Annotated in this window: 15 protein-coding genes and 2 pseudogenes; 10 read left to right on the top strand and 7 right to left on the bottom strand. The window is 71.9% G+C overall.

Features of this window, described 5'->3' with window-relative positions; all coding sequences use genetic code 11:
* Nucleotides 1-132 precede the first annotated feature (132 nt).
* Together RAN62_RS41215 and RAN62_RS23810 are read left to right on the top strand one after the other, a co-directional pair.
* Nucleotides 133-785: pseudogene (locus tag RAN62_RS41215) on the top strand (DUF4142 domain-containing protein).
* Complete coding sequence (locus tag RAN62_RS23810) at nt 782-1,396, top strand: class F sortase (protein WP_305786959.1); 615 nt, start codon at nt 782-784, stop codon at nt 1,394-1,396. The pseudogene RAN62_RS41215 and the gene RAN62_RS23810 overlap by 4 nt, the downstream one beginning before the upstream one ends.
* Here RAN62_RS23810 and RAN62_RS23805 read toward each other — a convergent pair.
* On the bottom strand, nt 1,372-2,490 hold the full coding sequence (locus RAN62_RS23805; RefSeq protein ID WP_305786958.1) for a baeRF2 domain-containing protein: 1,119 nt from the start codon (nt 2,488-2,490) through the stop codon (nt 1,372-1,374). The two genes, RAN62_RS23810 and RAN62_RS23805, sit on opposite strands and share 25 nt — an antisense overlap.
* Before the next feature lie 97 nt (nt 2,491-2,587).
* Here RAN62_RS23805 and RAN62_RS23800 point away from each other — a divergent pair, with 97 nt between their 5' ends.
* The 5 genes from RAN62_RS23800 to RAN62_RS23780 all read left to right on the top strand — a co-directional run bounded on the left by RAN62_RS23800 (nt 2,588) and on the right by RAN62_RS23780 (nt 8,237).
* Entirely contained in the window at nt 2,588-4,381 is a 1,794-nt protein-coding gene (locus tag RAN62_RS23800; protein ID WP_305786957.1) for a thiamine pyrophosphate-requiring protein, read from the top strand.
* 13 nt (nt 4,382-4,394) lie between these two features.
* Nucleotides 4,395-5,324, top strand: a complete 930-nt coding sequence (locus RAN62_RS23795; protein WP_305786956.1) for a DUF389 domain-containing protein — start codon at nt 4,395-4,397, stop codon at nt 5,322-5,324.
* Entirely contained in the window at nt 5,317-5,589 is a 273-nt protein-coding gene (locus RAN62_RS41405) for a hypothetical protein (protein WP_305786955.1), read from the top strand. Before RAN62_RS23795 ends, RAN62_RS41405 begins: the two co-directional genes overlap by 8 nt.
* Nucleotides 5,590-5,644: 55 nt before the next feature.
* Nucleotides 5,645-7,225: a cellulase family glycosylhydrolase gene (locus RAN62_RS23785; protein ID WP_305786954.1), complete on the top strand. Its 1,581-nt coding sequence runs from the start codon at nt 5,645-5,647 to the stop codon at nt 7,223-7,225.
* Nucleotides 7,226-7,364: 139 nt separating this feature from the next.
* Nucleotides 7,365-8,237, top strand: a complete 873-nt coding sequence (locus RAN62_RS23780) for an SDR family NAD(P)-dependent oxidoreductase (RefSeq protein ID WP_305786953.1) — start codon at nt 7,365-7,367, stop codon at nt 8,235-8,237.
* On the opposite strand, the gene RAN62_RS23775 is transcribed toward RAN62_RS23780, so the two are convergent.
* Complete coding sequence (locus RAN62_RS23775) at nt 8,138-9,412, bottom strand: APC family permease (protein ID WP_305786952.1); 1,275 nt, start codon at nt 9,410-9,412, stop codon at nt 8,138-8,140. The genes RAN62_RS23780 and RAN62_RS23775 overlap by 100 nt on opposite strands.
* A 78-nt stretch (nt 9,413-9,490) precedes the next feature.
* On the opposite strand from RAN62_RS23775, the gene RAN62_RS23770 reads away from it, so the two are divergent.
* Together RAN62_RS23770 and RAN62_RS23765 are read left to right on the top strand one after the other, a co-directional pair.
* Entirely contained in the window at nt 9,491-9,946 is a 456-nt protein-coding gene (locus tag RAN62_RS23770) for an Lrp/AsnC family transcriptional regulator (RefSeq protein WP_305786951.1), read from the top strand.
* A 92-nt stretch (nt 9,947-10,038) separates the two neighbouring features.
* Nucleotides 10,039-10,779 (top strand): annotated as a pseudogene (locus tag RAN62_RS23765) (GH12 family glycosyl hydrolase domain-containing protein); the annotation flags it as partial.
* A gap of 64 nt (nt 10,780-10,843) precedes the next feature.
* Here RAN62_RS23765 and RAN62_RS23760 read toward each other — a convergent pair.
* The 4 genes from RAN62_RS23760 to RAN62_RS23745 all read right to left on the bottom strand — a co-directional run bounded on the left by RAN62_RS23760 (nt 10,844) and on the right by RAN62_RS23745 (nt 14,589).
* Nucleotides 10,844-11,419 carry a DUF305 domain-containing protein gene (locus tag RAN62_RS23760; RefSeq protein WP_305786950.1) on the bottom strand — a complete coding sequence of 192 codons (576 nt, stop codon included), beginning with the start codon at nt 11,417-11,419 and terminating at the stop codon, nt 10,844-10,846.
* 3 nt (nt 11,420-11,422) lie between these two features.
* Nucleotides 11,423-12,763 (bottom strand): copper amine oxidase, encoded by a 1,341-nt coding sequence (locus RAN62_RS23755; RefSeq protein ID WP_305786949.1) that lies wholly within the window; start codon nt 12,761-12,763, stop codon nt 11,423-11,425.
* A gap of 11 nt (nt 12,764-12,774) precedes the next feature.
* Complete coding sequence (locus tag RAN62_RS23750; RefSeq protein ID WP_305786948.1) at nt 12,775-13,503, bottom strand: hypothetical protein; 729 nt, start codon at nt 13,501-13,503, stop codon at nt 12,775-12,777.
* 87 nt (nt 13,504-13,590) lie between these two features.
* Entirely contained in the window at nt 13,591-14,589 is a 999-nt protein-coding gene (locus RAN62_RS23745) for an aldo/keto reductase (RefSeq protein ID WP_305786947.1), read from the bottom strand.
* Between the two features lie 83 nt (nt 14,590-14,672).
* Between RAN62_RS23745 and RAN62_RS23740 the strand changes: the two genes are divergently transcribed.
* The gene (locus RAN62_RS23740; protein WP_305786946.1) at nt 14,673-15,608 is read left to right on the top strand and encodes an AraC family transcriptional regulator; all 936 of its coding nucleotides are present in this window, start codon (nt 14,673-14,675) and stop codon (nt 15,606-15,608) included.
* Nucleotides 15,609-15,665: 57 nt separating this feature from the next.
* Here RAN62_RS23740 and RAN62_RS23735 read toward each other — a convergent pair whose 3' ends face one another.
* The gene (locus RAN62_RS23735; RefSeq protein WP_305786945.1) at nt 15,666-16,343 is read right to left on the bottom strand and encodes a response regulator; all 678 of its coding nucleotides are present in this window, start codon (nt 16,341-16,343) and stop codon (nt 15,666-15,668) included.
* Nucleotides 16,344-16,368 lie beyond the last annotated feature (25 nt).

Here is a 16,368-nt window from a genome sequence, read left to right as displayed (position 1 = left end):
TCAAGCGAGCTTCCTCACTATTGTGTCGGCTCGACCCGCTTCGAGTTGCGTCGAACTTTGCGTCGATCGGACACATGGGACCGGAAGCGCCGGGTACTCGGCCCCTCGACCGCACTCGAGAGGACCTGAGACATGTTGAGAAGAATCGCACTTGCCCTGGGCTGTGCCGGCTTGCTGCTCGTCCCGGCCACCGCGGCCCAGGCGGCACCCTCCGACCAGGACGCCGCCTATCTGCGGGCGGCGCACCAGTCCAACCTGGCCGAGATCGCCGGCGGCAAGGTGGCGCAGCAGAAGGGGCAGAGCCAGGACGTCAAGGATCTGGGCGCCCGCTTCGTGACCGACCACACCAAGCTGGACGCGGCGCTCCGGCAGACCGCCGACCAGCTCGGCGTCGACCTGCCGCGGCGCCGAACGCCGAGCAGCAGGCGCTGGCCACGCGGTACGAGGGGGCGTCCGGCGACGACTTCGACGCCTTGTTCGTGTCGACCCAGATGGACGCGCACATGAAGGCCATGGCCCTGGGTCAGAAGGAGATCTCGCAGGGCAGCGACGACGCGGCGCAGAAGGCCGCGCGCGACGCCGCTCCCGTCATCGCGTCGCACCACGAGCTGCTCGACGACGCCGCGCGCTCGCTCGGTGTGCCCAGCAGCATCGGTACGGGCACCGGCGGCGAGGCGGCCGCGCGCCCGTTCACGGCGCCCGTGATCGGGCTGTTCTCCCTCGGCGCCCTGCTCCTGGCGGCCGCGGCCGTGCTGCTCATGCGGCGCCGGACTGTCCGGGCATGACCCGGCGTCGCACGGCGGGCTGGGCGGCTCTGGCCGCCGGCCTGTCGGCGTCGGTCGCCGGCGTGGCGCTGCTGCTCCAGCCGGGGCGCCCGCCGGCGGACGAGGGCTCGGTGCCGGTGGCCGCCGTCGCGTCCCCGTCGGCGCCTTTGGTGGACGCCGCTCCCCAGCCCTGGGCGCCACCGACCCGGGTGACGATCGGCGCGCTGAAGGTCGACGCCCCGGTGGACGCCGTCGGGGTCGAGCCCGGCGGCGCCCTGGTGGTGCCGGAGAACCCGGCCCGGCTCGGCTGGTGGATCGGCTCGGCCACCCCCGGCTCCCCGCGCGGCACCGTGGTCGTCGCCGGCCACGTCGACACGGCCGCGGACGGGCCGGGTGCCCTTTTCCGCCTGGAAACCCTGCCCCTGGGCGCGACCGTTCAGGTGCGCGCCGGCGACCGCGTGGTCACCTATCGGACCGTCGCCCGGCGCAGCTACGCCAAAGAGCGGCTCCCCGCGGACCTCTTCGCCGCGGGCGGCGCGCCCCGGCTGGCCCTGGTCACCTGTGGCGGCACCTTCCACAACGGCGTCTACAGCCACAACGTGGTCGTCTACGCGGAGCCGGCGTCGGCGTAGCGCAGCACGGCGCCGATCCCGTGCTCCAACTCGACCTCGTCCGGGGCGACCAGGACGAGGGAGGCGCCGGTGCCGGCGATCGTGCGCAGGAGAGCGGCGTCCGCGCGTACCTTCCGGGGGTCGCGCACCCCCGCCTCGCGCAGCACGTGGTCGTCGACGGAGACCAGCGTGACGTCGTCCGGGTCGATCCACAGCGTGTCCGTCGAGGACGGATCGTCGGCGAGCAGCACGGTGTCGACCTGGCCGCGCTGCAACCGGGTCGCCACGTCGGTGAGCCCGGCGCCGGCCGTGCCGTCGCCGCGCTGCGTCCGGTAGCGGTCGATCGCCTCCTGGACGTGCCGGTCGGCCGTCTCGGCGATCGCCTGCACGGTCACGTCGTCGAGCGCGCCCTCGTCGGCGCCGGCGTGCCGCGAACCCGCGTCGGTGCGCACCAGCCGGCTCCGCCAGCGCCCGGGCAGCTCGCCCTCGAACTTCTCCACCGCCCGCACGTCACCGCCCACCACGATGACCTCGGCGTCGATGCTCTCGGCCAGCTCGGCCGCCGCGGTGGCCACGGCGCCGGCGTTGCGTTTCCACGTCTCCTCGGCCGCCTGGTCGTAGCGCCGGTCCGACCAGCCGCCCGCGTGCACCTTGCGCAGAGGGAACGTCTCGCCGCCGGTCACCTGCCGGTGCCGCGGCACCCCGCCGGCGGCGATCGCGTCCAGGTCACCGCCGGTCCGGTCGGCGAGCACCCGCACGTACGGGACCTCCTCCCCGCGCTGCACCACCAGCGGCATGGCGTGCGGCAGCGCGCCGACGTGCGCCACGTCGGACGGCGGCGGCGCGGACAGCGTCTCCAGCCGGGCGACCGCCCCGGCCCGGGCGAAGACCGCGAGCCCGTAGCGGCCCGGCCGGTACGGATGCGAGCCGATCGCCTCCGCCACGGCCTCGACCGTGGCCTCGTCGGCGCCCTGGTCGATCAGGCTCTGCCGCAGGGCCCGCCAGCGCAGCTCCACCTCGTGGCCGGCGTTCTCCCCGGCCCGCGTGGCGTCGAGGTAGACCGACACCCAGGGGCCCGGCTGGTCGAAAAGAGGGCGAAGGAAGTCCAGTCTCATCGGGCCCGCATACCCGGGTTCCGCTTCACCTCACGACGGCGGCAGGCCCCGCCGGGCCGCGTCGTTTGAGGCGGTCGCCACCGGGCAAGCGACGGCCATGGGTGAGCGTACGGTTTCCGATCTGCTGGTCGAGCGGCTGGCCGAGTGGGGTGTGCCGCGGGTCTTCGGCTACTCCGGCGACGGCATCGACGGGGTGATGGGCGCGTTGCGGCGGGCCGGGAAGCCGGCGTTCGTGCAGGCGCGGCACGAGGAGGCGGCCGCGTTCATGGCCGTCGCCCACGCCAAGTACACCGGGGACGCCGGGGTGTGCCTGTCGACCCAGGGCCCGGGCGCGGTGCACCTGCTCAACGGGCTCTACGACGCCAAGCTCGACTCCAAGCCGGTCGTGGCGATCGTCGGGCAGCAGGCGTCGACCGTGCTGGGCAGCGCCTATCAGCAGGAGATCGATCTCGGGCGGCTCTTCGGCGACGTGTGCGCGCAGTTCGTGCAGACGGCGCACACCGCGGAGCAGCTGCCGATGCTGATCGACCGGGCCTTTCGGACGGCGCTCGCCACCCGCAGCCCCACGTGCCTGATCCTGCCGCACGACGTGCAGACGATGCCGGCCCCGGACCCCACGGCCCAGGAGCACGGCGTCATGGTGACCAGCCCGGGGCTGCGGCGGGCGCGGGTGGTGCCGCACGACGCGGACGTGCGCGCGGCCGCGGAGGTGCTCGAGGCGGGCGAGCGGGTCGCGATCATGGTGGGCCAGGGGGCGTACGGGGCGGCGGGCGAGATCGCCGAGCTGGCCGACCGGCTCGGGGCCGGGGTGACCGCCTCGCTGCTCGGCAAGCCCGTGCTCGACGAGGGCCTGCCGTTCCACACCGGCGTCATGGGGCACCTGGGAACCACGGCGAGCAACCAGCTGCTGCAGAACTGCGACACCCTGCTGCTCGTGGGCACCAACGACCCGTGGACGGAGTTCTATCCGGTGCCGGGGCAGGCCCGGGCGGTGCAGATCGACATCGACGGGCGCCAGCTGGGCATCCGCTATCCCGTGGAGGTGCCGCTGGTCGGCGACGCCACGGAGACTGTGCGGGCGCTGCTGGGCGCGGTGAAGCCCCGGGACAACAGCGCGTGGCGGGAGCAGGTGGAGGGCTGGGTGCGTACCTGGGAAGAGGTCTCCACCCGCCGCGCCGCCGCGCCGGCCGAGCCCTTGAACCCACAGCACGTGGTGCGCTCGCTGAGCGGGCGGCTGAGCGCCGACGCGCAGGTCGCGGTCGACGTCGGGTCGGTCGTCTACTGGTACGCCCGGCATCTGCGCCTGCCGGCCGGCGTCCCCGCCCACCTGTCGAGCACGCTCGCGTCGATGGGCTGCGGGCTGCCGTACGGGATCGCCGCCAAGCTCGCCGCCCCGGACCGCCCGCAGATCGTGCTGACCGGCGACGGCGCGATGCAGATGACCGGGCTGGCGGAGCTGGTGACCGTGGCGGCCCGATGGCGCGACTGGGCGGATCCGCGGTTCGTGGTGTGCGTGCTCGACAACCGTGACCTGGCCGAGGTCAGCTGGGAGCAGCGCGAGGCGGAGGGCGAGCCGCGCTTCGCGACGTCGCAACAGCTGCCCGATGTCCCGTACGCCAAGTATGCCGAGCTCCTCGGCCTGCGCGGCTTGCGCGTCACGTCGCCGGAGGAGCTGGACGCCGCCTGGGACGAGGCCCTCCGCGCCGACCGGCCGGTGCTCATCGAGGCGGAGGTCGACCCGGCCGTGCCGCTGCTGCCGCCGGGCCGCCCCTACAAGCAGGTGAAGGCCATGTACGCCGGGCTGGCCGCCGAGAAGGGGCAGCTCGCCCGGCGCGCCGAGGCCCACCTCCGCCGCGAGCGCGCCGACGAGGGCTTCGACGACCCCCGGTAGGTATTGTGCGGCCATGCTGCACGTCCGGGCGATCGCGCCCGCCCCGGTGTCCGCGCGGGTCCTGGAGCTGCTGAAGGCCGACGACGCCGTCACGCATGTCGTCGTGCTGCCCGGCGCGGCCCTGTCCCCGCCGGGCGACCTGATCGAGTTCGACGTGGTCCGCGAGGGGGCCAGCGCCGTCCTCGACCAGCTGCGCGGGCTCGGCCTCGACCGTGACGGCGCCATCGTCATGGAACGCGTCGACACCACCATGTCCGCCGCCGCCGACCGGGCCGAGAAGCGCGTCCCCGGCCTGGGCGTCGACGCCGTCGTCTGGCACGAGATCGAGCACCAGACCGGCGAGGAGACCGCGCTGTCGGCCTCCTTCCTGGCCTTCATGACCGTCGCCATGATCATCGCGGCCGTCGGCGTGCTCCTCGACCAGCCCATCCTCATCGTCGGCTCGATGGTCGTCGGCCCCGAGTTCGGCCCGCTCGCCGCGCTCTGCGTCGGCCTCGTGCAACGCAAAGCCCAGCTGGTACGCCGCTCCGCGCTCGCCCTCGGCGCCGGCTTCCCGATCGGCATGCTCCTGACCGTCGCCGCCGTCTGGCTGCTGACCGCGGCCGGCCTGGTCGACAAGTCGATGCTGCTCGACGACCGTCCCCTGACCGACTTCATCTGGCGCCCGGACGCCCTGTCCTGGGTCATCGGCTTCCTGGGCGGGGTCGCGGGCATCCTGTCGCTGACGTCGGCCAAGGCGGGCACCCTGGTCGGCGTCCTCATCTCGGTCACCACGATCCCGGCGGCAGCCAACGCGGCGGTCGCCCTGGCCTACGGGGTACGCGAGGAAGCGTTGGGCTCGGCCCTCCAGCTGCTCATCAACGCGGCGGCGATCGTGCTGGCCGGGGTTCTCACGCTTCTGGTGCAGCAGGCTGTCTGGAAGAAGGCGCAGCGGCGTGGCTGAAGCCTCGGAGGACCGCTGGACGTTGCCGTTCTCGGGGCTCACCGTCACGCGCGTCGAGGTGGACTTCGCGTTCGGCCTGCTGCTCGGCGACGGGGGCCACGTGAGCATCGCCGGCCCGGCCACGCTGGCCTACAGTCCTGAGCGGATCATCCTGGACCGCGACCGGGCCGGGCGGCCTGCTGGTCGTGAGCCTCCCCGGCGGCGACCTGGCGGTCTGGCCCGCCCGCTGAGGGCTGCTCGAGCAGGAAGCTATTTACGTTCTTGAATGCGTGGGAGCGCTCCCGTAACGTCCCTGACACATCGACGAACGGAGTCGTCCCGTGTCTTATCCGCGCTTCCGATCAACCTTGGCGGCCGCCACCGCCGCCCTCGTGACCGCCGCCGGCTGCCTGCTCGCCGCCGTCGGCGCGACGCCCGCGGCCGCGGCCCCCGCCGTCGGCACCGGCACCGGCTACCTGCACACCAGCGGCAATCAGATCCTCGACAGCACCGGCGCCACCGTGCGGCTGACCGGCATCAACTGGTTCGGCATGGAGACCGACAACAAGACGTTCCACGGGCTGTGGGCGAACAACCCGTGGCGGTCGCAGCTGGACACGATGGCGCGGCTCGGCTACAACACGCTGCGGGTGCCCTTCTCCGACGACGCGCTCAAGGCGGGGGCGACCGCGACCGGCGTCAACGACTACGTCAACCCGGACCTCGTGGGGCTGTCGCCGTTGCAGATTCTCGACAAGGTGGTCGCGTACGCCGGAAGCAAGGGCATGCGGATCATCCTGGACCGGCACCGCCCGACGGCGGCCGGGCAGACGGCGTTGTGGTACACGGCGGGCGTACCGGAATCGACCTGGATCGCCAACTGGCAGGCGCTGGCGCGCCGCTATGCCGGCAATCCCACCGTGATCGGCGCCGACCTGCACAACGAGCCGCACGCCGAGGGCACCAACCCGGCCGCCACGGGATCGTGCTGGGGCTGCGGCGACACCGCCCGCGACTGGCGGCTGGCGGCCGAGCGCGCCGGCAACGCCATTCTCGCGGTCCAGCCCAACTGGCTCATCTTCGTCGAGGGCGTCAGCTGCCCGAGCGGGGGCCTCTCCAACGTCTGGGACAACGACCCCAGCAACGACGAGGACTGCGGGTGGTGGGGCGGCAACCTTTCCCAGGCAGGACAGTTCCCCGTACGCCTCAGCGTGGCGAACCGGCTCGTCTACTCCCCCCACGAGTACGCCACCTCGGTCTACCACCAGGCCTGGTTCGACGATCCGGCGTACCCGGCGAACATGCCCGCCATCTGGGACCGGTACTGGGGTTACCTCTACAAGCAGAACATCGCGCCCATCATGATCGGTGAGTTCGGCACCACGTTGCAGAACGACGTCGACCGGGTGTGGTTGCAGAGCCTGCTCGCCTACACGGGCACCGGGGCGACCGGGATGTCGTTCACTTACTGGTCGTGGAACCCCAACTCCGGCGACACCGGCGGCATCGCCAACGACGACTGGACCACGGTCAACACCGCGAAGCAGGCCATCATCCAGCCCTACCTGATCCCGCCGGTGGGCTCGGGCGGCGGCACCGATCCGGGCACTCCCCCGGCGGGCGCGTGCACGACGGCGTACCGGCAGGACAACGCCTGGAACGGCGGCTTCCAGGGCACCCTGACCGTGACCAACACCGGCTCGGCCGCGGTGAGCCCGGCCGCGGCCACCTGGACCTGGCCCAGCGGCGTGACGCTGTCGAACGGCTGGAACGCCACCGTCGCCCAGTCCGGCACCACCGTCACGGCGACCGGCACCGCCCTGGCGCCCGGCTCGGCGGTGACCGTCGGCTTCACGGCCACCGGCCCCGCCACCGCCCCGGCCACGGTCAAGCTCAACGGCGTCGCCTGCACCGCCGCTTGACAAAAGCCCGGTCAAGCTCAACCGCGTCGCCTGCACCGCCGGTTGACAAGAGCCCGGTTGACAAACGGGGTGGCACTCCGGTTACCGTGGAGACGGAAATCGGGGTGCCACCCCGTTTTGAGGACCGGGAGAGGAAACGATGAGCGACCAACGCGTGGTGCTGGTCACCGGGGCGAGCACGGGCTTCGGCCGGTTGACGGCCGAGGCGCTGGCCCGGCGCGGGCACCGGGTTTTCGCGGGCCTGCGGGACGTACGCGGCCGCAACCAGCGCGCCGCCGCCGAGCTGGCCGCGCTCGAGGGCGCCGACCTGCGCGTGGTCGAGATCGACGTCACCGATCAGGCCTCCGCGGACCGGGCGGTGACCGAGGTGATCGGCGCGGCGGGGCGCCTCGACGTCGTCGTCAACAACGCCGGCGGCATCTTCGTGGGGCCGGTCGAGCCCTTCACCGCGGAGGAGGCGCAGCGCCAGTTCGACCTCAACGTGTTCGGGGCGCTGCGGGTCAACCGGGCCGCCCTGCCCCACCTGCGCCGGCAGGGCGCCGGGCTGCTCCTGCAGATCGGCTCCCTGTCGAGCCGGGTGACTGTGCCGTTCAGCGGTCTCTACGCGGCGAGCAAGGCGGCGCTGGCGAGCCTCACCGAGGCGTGGCACGACGAGCTGGCCCCGCACGGGGTGGAGTCCGTCATCCTCGACGCGGCCCCCTATCCGACCAACATCGGCGCCAACGCCACGCTGCCGGCCGACCAGGAGCGGATGGGCGCCTACGGCGAGGCCCTGGGCGGCTTCATGGCGGCGATCACCAGTCCCCAGCAGGCGAACCCCGGCGACCCGGCCGTGGTCGCCGAGGCTGTCGTGCGGCTGGTCGAGGCGCCGGAGGGCAAGCGGCCCCGGCGGACGGTGGTCGCGCCGGCGGCTCAGTTCGAGGCGGTCGAGGCGCTGAACCGGGTGGCCGACTCCGCCGCCGTCGCCGTGACCGCCGACATGGGCATCGCCGCGTTCGTCAGCGCCCGCTGAGGCCTGATCCGGCTTGTGGCGAGAACGAGGCCGGCGATGAGGGCGGGCGCGACCAGGTAGACGCCGCTGAGCAGCACCATCGACCCGGTGAGCGTGGTTCCGAGCAGCGCGACCGCCCGCATCCGGCCCGCCGGCAGCAGCCGTACGGCGGCCAGCGTGCCGACGAAGGTGACGGCGGCCAGGCAGGCGGACGTGGTGCGCAGCAGGGCATCCAGCCCGACGTGCCCTACCAGCGCGGCCACACCGGCGGCCGCCGTCGCCGCCCCCAGCACGAGCAGGCCGCGCTGCGGCGAGGAGACCCGGCGCGGCAGCAGCCCCCGCCCGAGCCGCGTGGCGCCCGCGACATAGGTGTTGACCGCGCCGAACGTCAGCACGAGCGCCGCCGCCCCGGTCAGCGGCTCGGCGGCCGGGCCGATCCCGGCCAGCATGGCGGTCAGCGGCACGGGCGACGCCGCCGCGCCGGAGCCGACGACCGTGATCGCCACCCCGAGATAGATCACGGTGATCGCCGCCAGCGTGAGGCCGGTCGCTGTCAGCAGGCGCCGGCCCGCGAAGTCCGCCGACAGGTGGCTGGCGGCCTCCCAGCCCACGAATGCGAAGACCAGCACGCCGACGGCGCTGCCGACCCCGGCGAACCCGTGCGGCAGGAACGGCTCGAACCGCTCGGCGCGGACCTCCGGCAGGCTCACGGCGATGGCGGCGGTCAGCACCACGACCAGCAGGGCCACCATCACGACCTGCATGCGCCCGCTGGTCCGCAGCCCCGCCGCGTTCGCCGCGAACGCCGCCACCAGCAGCGCGCCCGCGATCACCAGGGCCATCCGGCCGCCCCCGCCGAACGCCTCCGCCGCATAGAGGCCACCGGCCAGCGCCCCGGCGAGGATGCCGACCGGCACGGCCGCGAAGAACCACCAGCCCACGATGGCGTACGCCCGGCGGCCCAGCGCCGTCCCGGCGAAGTGCGCCACCCCGCCGCCGTCGGGATGCCGCAGCCCGAGCAGCGCGAACGTGAACGCGACGGGGACGCTGACCAGGATCAGCCCCGCCCACGCCAGCACCGAGCCCGGGCCCGCCGCCCGCGCCGCCAGGTGGGGCAGCACCAGCATGCCCGGCCCCAGTACGCCGCCGAGCACGGTGGCCGTGCCCTGCCAGATCCCCAAACGATGCTCCGTCATCCCGCGACGGTAGGCAGATGTGCGGATCTTGGCGGCCACCACCGAACGTTTGATCGAAATCGCTGGCATCATAGGCCCGTGGACGAACTCGACGCGCGCATTGTCGCCCAGCTCCAGTCAGATGCACGGTTGTCCAACCGTGAGCTCGCCCGTCTGGTCGGCGTCTCCCCGTCCACCTGTCTCGAACGGGTGCGCGCCCTGACCCGCCGCGGCGTGATCCGGGGCTACCACGCCGACATCGACCCCGCCGCCCTCAACCGCGGCGTGCAGGCCCTCGTCTCCGTGCAGGTCCGTCCGCTGAGCCGGACCGTCATCGACGCCTTCAAGGCCGCGGCGGCCCAGATGCCCGAGGTGCTCAGCGTCTTCGTCCTGGCCGGCGGCGACGACTTCCTGCTGCACGTCGGCGTACCCGACCTCGACGCCCTGCACGCGCTGCTCACCGACCGGCTGAGCAAGCGCCGCGAGGTCACCGGCTTCCGCACCTCCGTCATCTTTCAGCAGGTCACGAACCCGACGCCGGGCCTGCTGACCTGACCGCCCGGAAATGTTGCCGAAACATCTTCAAACTTCGATGTCTTTGGCCTAGCCTTGTGGGAGCGCTCCCAACCCCCCTCGAGGAGAGCCTGATGAAGAGATTCCTCGCCGCCTGCCTGGTCTTCGCCGCTAGCGTCGGAGCCGTGGCCGTGGCCGGAGAAGCGCAGGCGGACACCCGCATCTGCGACCAGTACGGCAGCACGACCATCGGCGGCCGCTACACGGTGATGAACAACCGGTGGGGCACCTCCGCCGAGCAGTGCATCAATGTGACGAGCACCGGCTTCAGCATCGTCAGCCAGCAGGGCACGGGCAACACCAGCGGCGCCCCCGTCTCCTACCCGGCCGTCTACTACGGCTGCCACTACGGCAACTGCTCGCCGGGATCGGTGCTGCCGCGACGGGTGAGCGACATCCGCAGCGCCACGAGCAGCGTCAGTTACACGTACGTGGGCGGGGCGACCTATGACGCCGCGTTCGACATCTGGCTGGACCCGACGCCCCGGACCAACGGCGTCAACCAGCAGGAGATCATGATCTGGTTCAACCGCCAGGGCAGCATCCAGCCCATCGGCTCGGTCGTGGGCAACGCGACCGTCGGCGGCCGGACCTGGCAGGTCTGGCGCGGCAGCAACGGCGCCAACCAGGTCATCTCGTACGTGGCCCCGGCGCCCATCTCCAGCTGGAGCTTCAGCGTCCTGGACTTCGTCAACGACGTGCGCAACCGGGGCGCCATCACGAACTCGTGGTACCTCACCAGCATCCAGGCCGGCTTCGAGCCCTGGATCGGCGGGGCCGGACTGGCCGTCAACTCCTTCTCGGCGTCAGTCAGCTGAGCCCGGGCCGCCCCGACCGCCGGAAGTGACCGGTGCCGGGGCGGCTCGTTCCAATTCCTGTCTACAGCAGCGCGCGCATCGCGTCGATCTCCGCGGACTGCTCATTGATCACATGCTTGGCCAGCCCGTGGACGTAAACATTGGTCCCGCCGCCCGCCAGCAGCTCGCGGGACATGACGATGGCCCCCTCGTGATGCTCGATCATCAGCCGCAGGAACAGTCCCGGGGCCGCACCGGTTTTCGCACGGTCGAGCGACATCAGCTGCGCCTCGGTCAGCATGCCGGGCATGGCGCCACCCGCCCGGGCCGGAGGCGCGTTCCACGCCGCCAGCCACGCGTTCGACTCGTCGATCTCGCGCTGCTGGTCGTGCGCGATGAAGTCGGCGATCGCCGCGATCCGCTCCGGGACGCCCGGCTTGGCGAGCAGCGCCCGGCTCATCCGGACGGCCTGCCCGTGATGGTCCGCCATCATCTGCGCGTAGTGCACGTCAGCGCCGGAAGGCACCGCCACGGTGACGGCGGCCGCTTGCGGGGCCGGTTTGTCGCGCGGAACAGGCTCATCGGCGCGACTCACCCCGAAGAACACCGCCACGCCGGTCACAGCAAGGACCAGCGCGGCGGCGAGACGACGGAACAAGGCTCAGTTCCGCGCGGCCGACGAAGCCGGCGGCTCAGAAGGAGTCGAGGGCTCCTCCTCCGGGTACGGGTTCCCGTTGACGTTCTCCCGCCCGTCCGGCGCGATCGGGTTGATCGCCGTGAAGTCGCGCGGCGCCAGATCGAAGCCCTGCCAGTGCATCGGCATCGGGCTCTGGTCCTCGTCCCGCGGCACGTGGTGGAAGCCCACCCGCACCCACATCACCGGGTCGGTCATCTTCTGCTTGTCGGCGGCGAAGTCGAGGATCGTCTTGATGCCCAGCGGGCACTCGGGGTCCGAGATGTTGTCCGACGCCCACTTCTCGCACAGGTTCGCCTGCGTGAAGGTGACGTCCGGCTGCGTCTCCGGGTGCCCCTCGTACGGGTCGTCGGCCCCGGTGATCAGCTCGTACGAGCGCTTGTGCCCGTCGGCGTTCGTACTCGTGGGGCTGGCGACGCGCCACCAGCGGCGGTCGGCCTTGTTGAAGCTGCCCTCCTTGGCGATGGTCTTCCTGGTCGTGGTGAGCTTGGCGGTCATCGCGCCCTCGCCGTCGAGCTTGGTGTCGTACTGCTCGACGGTCTCGCCGCCCTTGCCACCGATGTTGAAGTCGACCCGCCAGAACGCGCTGTGATAGTGCATGGTCGCGTAGTCGCGGGCCTCCTTGCCGATCGGCCAGCCCCGGTCCGCCTGCGAGTACTCGCCGGGGGCCAGGTCGCCGGTCGCGCCGAGGCGGGCCGAGATCTGGCCGGTGTCGCCGAGGCGGTACTCGGTCACGTACTCGTACCAGCCGACCTTGCTGATCGCCCGGAGCACGAGCTCGTGACCCTGACGCGAGTAGACCTTCTCGGTGCCCTCGCCCGTCTCCTCGTCGTACTCGTAGTCGTGCAGGCGGTTGGCCAGGCCCGCCGGCTCCGCGCTGACGCAGAGCAGCTCGCGCTGTTGCGGGTCGGCGCCGCCGTCGGAGCCCGTACGCGCGGAGCCGCCCTTGCAGTCCTCGCCCGTGAGCGTCTCCATGTTGTAGCTGCCCAGGCCGTACTCGGTGAGGTCGTTGTACTCGGTGTCACCGGAGTCGTAGGGCACGTTGAGCTGCGCGAGCCGGATGGAGTTGAGCACCTGCACGGGCTCGGGCTGGCGCGGCGAGGAGAGGAAGACGTTGTTCAGGACCAGGCCGGCCCGGTCGTTGATGCGCCAGCAGAGCTGCCACGTCGTGCCGTTGGGCAGCGTCTCCTTGACCGTGGCGGCCGCACCGCAGGGCGACGGCTCCGGCGCGGCCTCGGCCCGGCCGGGCGCGACCAGGGCCAGCGACCCGGTGGCCAGCAGAGTGGCGGCGATCGTACGGAACTTCATGCGGCCCTCGTTCATGAAAGGCGGGCGACCTTGCGCCCGGACAGGTCGACAACGACGTCGGTCACGTTGATGAACTGACCGTCGCCGGTCTGCACGATGAGCTGAACGCAGCGCTTCTTGCCGCACTGGCTCGCCCCGGTGTCGGCGGGCTTGGCCTTGTAGATGTGCGCGGTGACGTTCAGCCCCTCCTTGCCCGCGAAGGCCTGGCCGGTGGCGTCGGCGTACGCGGCCTTGAAGCCGGCGCTGAGCGGATCGGCCAGCAGCAGATCCAGCGCGACCGTCGCCTCCCGCGGCGAGGCCGGCGGCTGCATGCCCGTGGCGGAGTAGCTGTGCACGAGCTTGCCCGTGCTCGCGTCGACGACCTGCTTGACGAGCTTGTCGGTCTTGTAGTCGTAGAAGTAGAGCTCCGCCTCCCGGCCACTGCCGTCGAGCCCCAGATCGGCTGACAGATACTCCGGGCCGGCCTCGCCGGTCACGCCGCGCGCGTCGGCGGCGAGCTGCGGGGTGAGCGCGGCAGCGCGCGCCTTGTCCACCTCGGTCGAGGTCAGCGCGTCGCTGCCGGTCCCGGCGGCCGCCTCGGGCACCGGATCGGGATCCGACACCTTCGGCAGCATGCCGCCGACTCCCGGACTGGGGTCGCCCGGCGCCGCGTTCGCCTGCCATGACGCGATCCCGAAGGCGCTCACGGCGGTGACGGTCGCGATGCCGAGACCCCACCCCCATTTTCTGTACGAACCCACTGTCGACTGTCCTCCCTGGTCTGGATCTGGGAAGGACCGTGCCGGGTCACCGGTAAGATCGACGTAAAGTGATATCCGTCGAAGATCTCAGGGCCTGCGCTCCGCCCGTTCGAAGGGCGCCCACAGCCCGTGCGGATAGCCCAGCCGGAGCGCGCTCGCCTCGTCCAGCCGTTCCAGCTGATCCGCCGGGATGTTTAGAGCGCCGGCCGCGAGGGTCGACATGAGCTGATCCACGCTCCGCGGCCCGATGATAGGAATCACGCCCTTCGCCATCGACCACTTGACGGCCACCCGGTCGGGAGTCGTGCCGAGATCCCGGGCGACGCTCTCGGCGGCGTCCAGGATCTTCGCCTTGCCGGCGTCCTCCTCCCGGTGCAGGAACTGGCTGATCGAACTCTGGGCGCGTCCCGTCTCCCCGCGCCGGTACTTGCCCGTCAAGAGACCACCACCGAGCGGCGTGAACCCGAGCACGCCCAGGCCGAAGGCGTCGGCCATGGGCAGCAACTCCCGGTCGGCACTGCGCTCGACCAGGCTGTACTCGGACTGGATGGCCACGGGAGCAGCCCAGCCCCGTTGCTCCGCCAGGGTGACTGCCGTCGCCACTCGCCAGGCCGGGAAGTTGCACAGTCCGGCGTACAGGATCTTGCCGGCGGCCGTGAGGTCGTCGAAGGTCCGCAGGATCTCCTCGACGGGGGTGGACTCGTCGGCCACGTGGGCCCAGAAGACGTCCACCCGGTCGGTACGCAGCCGGCGCAGGCTCAGCTCCAGCGACTGGACCATCGCCTTCCGGCCGTTCCCGGTGAACTGCAGACCGCTGGCCGCGTCGGACCCCATGGTGTACTTCGTCGACAGGACGATGTCCTCACGGTCCGAGGCGATGATGTCCGCCAGATATTGCTCGGCGTCGCCGGCCTGATAGTTGGACGCGGTGTCGATGAAGTTGCCGCCCGCCTCCCGATAGGTGTCGTACATCGCCTTGGACTCGGCCGCGTCCGCGCCGTGCCCCCAGCCCAGGCCGAAGTTGCCGGTCCCCAGCGACAGCTCCGACACCCGCAGCCCTGATCTCCCGAGAAATCGGTATCGCATGACTTTCATGACTCCTCGCGTTGATCCGCGGCGTCCGCCGCCCGGCATCCATCGTTTCTCCCGCCGCGCGTATATTCCATAACGTGGAGTCCACCGGTGTTTACGGATCGTCCAGCGCCGGGATCGCCCTCGATGGGCAGGACCCGATCCGGGACGTGCTGGCGCTGGCCCGGCCGCGGACGGTCGCTCCCGTCCCCCTGCGCGCGGCGGCGCCGTGGGGAGTCCGGTTCTCGCCCTTCCCGCACGTCAAGCTCGGCGTGGTGGTGGAAGGCGAGTCCTGGCTGTGCATCGACGGGCTGGAGCCGCTCCTCCTGACCGAAGGCGACTTCTATCTGCTCGGGAATCCGCCGCCCTACGGCCTCGGGAGCTCGGTCGAAGCGGCGCGCGCGGGCCTGTCGGACGCGGGCGGGCCCACACAGACGGCGTACATGTGCAGCGTCGACTTCGAGTTCCAGGACTCCGACGGGTCGGCGCTGTTCTCCTCGCTTCCTCCGGCCATGATCGTCCGGGCGGGCGAGGCCGGCGAGAAGCTGCTCTGGACCATCGCCACCCTGCTCGTCCACGAGATGGGGACGCACAAGGTCGGCCGGTCGCTGGTTCTCGAGCATCTGGCCCACATCCTGCTGGTGCAGATGCTGAGGTCGCACGCCGGCTCGTCCCCGGAGCCCCTGGGCTGGCTGGCCTCGGTGGCCGACGACGGGATCGGGGCGGCGTTGCGCGCGGTCCACGCCGACCCGGGTCGCCGCTGGACGCTCGAGGAGCTGGCCCGGATCGCGACGATGTCGAGGTCGGCCTTCGCCGCGACCTTCCGGGCCCGGGTGGGGCGACCTCCCCTGGACTACCTCATCGAGTGGCGCATGCAGCTCGCCCGGGCGGCCCTGCGCACCGAGGACTCCCTCGCCGCCATCGCCACGGCCATCGGCTACCAGTCCGAGAGTGCCTTCAGCACCGCCTTCCGGCGCGTCGTCGGGATGCCACCGCGCGAGTTCCGCGTGTCACTTCGATCGCCCGGTGCGTAACCGTCATGGCCTTCACGGCCTTCACGGCCTCCATGGCCTTCACGGCCTCCATGGCCTTCACGGCCGGAAGCGGTAGCCCATGCCCGGCTCGGTGATCAGGTGCGCCGGGCGTGAGGGGTCGTCCTCGAGTTTGCGGCGCAGGCGGGCCATGTACTGGCGCAGATAGTTGGTCTCCGTCGAGTATTGCGGGCCCCAGACGTCGTGCAGGAGGGTGCGCTGGCTGAGCAGCTTGCCGGGGTGGCGCAGCAGGTGTTCGAGCAGCTGCCACTCGGTGGGCGTCAAACGCACCTCGCCGGGGCCGCGGGTGACCCGGCGGGCGCCCAGGTCGACGGTGGTGGCGCCGATGGTGACGGTGGGCAGGGCATCGCCGGGGGCGTGGGCACGGCGGGTGACGGCTCGGATGCGGGCCAGCAATTCGTCGATGCTGAAGGGCTTGGTGACGTAGTCGTCGGCGCCGGCGTCGAGCGCGCCGACCTTGTCGTGGCTCTCCACGCGGCCGGAGAGCACGATGATGGGAACGCCGGTCCAGCCGCGCAGGCCCCGGATCACGTCGGTGCCCGCCATGTCGGGCAGGCCGAGGTCGAGGACCACGAGGTCGGGGTGCCGGTCGCCGGCCAGCCGCAGCGCCGAGGCACCGTCGGGCGCGGCGTCCACGTCGTAGCGCCGGGCGCGCAGATTGATGGTCAGCGCCCGGACGATCTGGGGCTCATCGTCGACAACGAGGACGCGGGTCATGACCTGACCTCCGCGAGGAAGGCGA

The sequence above is a fragment of the Symbioplanes lichenis genome, assembly GCF_030709675.1.
Classification (GTDB): domain Bacteria; phylum Actinomycetota; class Actinomycetes; order Mycobacteriales; family Micromonosporaceae; genus Actinoplanes; species Actinoplanes lichenis.
Note: the sequence above shows the minus strand (reverse complement) of the source record. Positions and strands in the feature narration are given on the sequence as shown.